This is a genomic window from Variovorax sp. 01T439_2 (assembly GCF_056398445.1).
On sequence record NZ_JBFTPJ010001046.1, the window covers coordinates 1 to 1,949 of the forward strand.

2 protein-coding genes and 1 pseudogene are annotated in these 1,949 nt (G+C 71.1%); 1 reads left to right on the forward strand and 2 read right to left on the reverse strand.

Translation table 11 applies throughout. The features are described 5' to 3' along the window. A pseudogene (locus tag AC1DOC_RS31625) lies at positions 1-429 on the forward strand (DUF349 domain-containing protein); the annotation flags it as partial. A gap of 70 nt (positions 430-499) precedes the next feature. On the opposite strand, the gene AC1DOC_RS31630 reads toward AC1DOC_RS31625, so the two are convergent. Together AC1DOC_RS31630 and AC1DOC_RS31635 are read right to left on the reverse strand one after the other, a co-directional pair. After that, positions 500-1,291, reverse strand: a complete 792-nt coding sequence (locus tag AC1DOC_RS31630; RefSeq protein WP_478083358.1) for a M90 family metallopeptidase — start codon at positions 1,289-1,291, stop codon at positions 500-502. Positions 1,292-1,298: 7 nt separating this feature from the next. Next, positions 1,299-1,949, reverse strand: a 651-nt coding sequence (locus tag AC1DOC_RS31635; protein ID WP_478131334.1) for a UDP-2,3-diacylglucosamine diphosphatase, incomplete at its 5' end; no start/stop codon positions are given.

Here is a 1,949-nt window from a genome sequence, read left to right on the forward strand (position 1 = left end):
GCGCTCGAGCGCGCCGACCTCGCGCTGCGCAAGCTTGCGGCGCAGGCCCACGGCGAAGCGCTCACGCAGGTGCTCGGCGCATGGGAACAGCGCGATGCCTCGCGGCTGCCCAGCGTGCAGGAACTCGGACGCGCGGTGACGCCCGCGGTGCGCAGCGGCTGGTCCCAGGCCATCGGCACGGCGCCCAAGGCCGCGCCCGATGAAGCTGCCGAAGCGCTGCTGCGCCTCGAAATGGCCGCCGAAGTGCCGACGCCGGCCGAGCAGCTCGACGCGCGCCGTGCATTGCAGCTCAAGCTGCTGACCAAGCGCGGCGATCCGGCACCGGCCCAGACCTGGGGCCAGGACGCCGGCAAGGTGCTGGCGGCGGCCCATGACCCTGCGAGCGCGCGCCGTTTGCAGAATGCGCTGAAGGCGCTGCTGCGCAAGTAGGCGGGATCGTCGTCCTGCCAAAGAAGAAAAGCGCCCACGGGCGCTTTTCTTTTGCCCGGCCGCGCGGCGATCAGGCCTGGCCGCGTCCGAAGAATTCGTCGAAGAGCGCGAGCACCGACGGGAAATCCCGCGCAAAGGCCGTGCGGTTCACGAAGTAGGCCTCGCAGGCCACCGCGAAGAATTCGCTGATCGACACCGCCCCGTAGTCGTCGAGCCACGGCGGCTCCGCGCCGAAGCGCTCGGCCAGGATGGTTTTCTCGCGGAAGTCCTCGTACGCCGGCTGCAGCACCGCGAGCCAGGCGGCGCCGGCCTCGCGTGCGCTTCGCTTGCCCGCAAAGCCGGGCGGCAGCGGCGGGCAGCCGTCGGCGTCGCCTGCGCGCATGTCGATCTTGTGGGCGAATTCGTGGATCACGACGTTGTAGCCGCCGCCCGTCGTGATGCCGCTCGCGAGCACGTCCTGCCAGCTCAGCATCACCGGCCCGCGGTCCATGGCCTCGCCGGCTACCACTTCGTCGTATTCGTGCACCACCTGCGCCTCGTCGACGATCTTGCGCCGCGCGACGACCTCCGACGGATGTACCACGATACCGACGAAATCGTCGTACCAGTCCAGCCCGCCCTTCAGGTTGAGGATCGGCAGCACCGCCTGCGCGGCGATGGCCAGCGCGACCTCGTCGGTGATGATGAAGCCCTGGGTGCCGTGGAACTCCTTGTCGCGCAGAAATTCGGCCGCCAGGGTGCGCAGCCGCTGCTGGGCGGCCCCGGGCAATGCGCCAAGAAAGGCATAGCGCGCCAGCGTGGCCTGCCAGGCGTCTTCAGGGATGGAGGGCAGGGCGCGCAGCCGGCGCAGCCACTTGAACATACCCGCGCTAGCGCAGGTCGACGCGCTGTGCGCCGGCGGGGGACAGGCACAGCAGCTGCGCGCGCGGCGGATGGGCTGCGGCATCCCAGTCGCTGAGGACGATGCGGCTGAGGCCGTCGCCCAGGTCGTGATCGGCCGGGCGGTGCGTGTGGCCGTGCACCAGCGTGTGCGCGCGCGCCTGCTGCAGCCACTGGCGCGCGGCGCCGCCGTCCACGTCGGCCCAGACGGCCGAGGGGTTGCGCTTGCGGTCTTCGCTTTGCGCGCGCATGGAGCGCGCGAGCGCGCGGCGCTCGGCCAGCGGCCTGGCCAGGAAGGCGGCCTGCCATTCGGGCGTGCGCACCTGGGCGCGGAACTGGAGGTAGTCGGTGTCGTCCAGGCAAAGGATGTCGCCATGGCTCAGCAGCCAGCGTTCGCCATGCAGCACCAGCACCGTGGGGTCGTCCAGCAGCGTGAAGCCGCACTGGGCAGCGAGYGCCGGGCCCACGAGGAAGTCGCGGTTGCCGTGCATGAAGTACACCGGCAGCCGCTCGGCCGTGCGGCGCAGCAGCTCGGCGCATTCGGCCTCGAAGCCGGGCAGGGCGGCGGCGTCGTCGCCCACCCACACCTCGAACAGGTCGCCCAGGATGACGAGCGCATCGGCCGGCGTGGTCTCCAGATA

Excerpts from the sequence above, each read along its gene's own strand:
- AC1DOC_RS31630 (WP_478083358.1), bottom strand. The coding sequence starts at position 1,291 with ATGTTCAAGTGGCTGCGCCGGCTGCGCGCCCTGCCCTCCATCCCTGAA.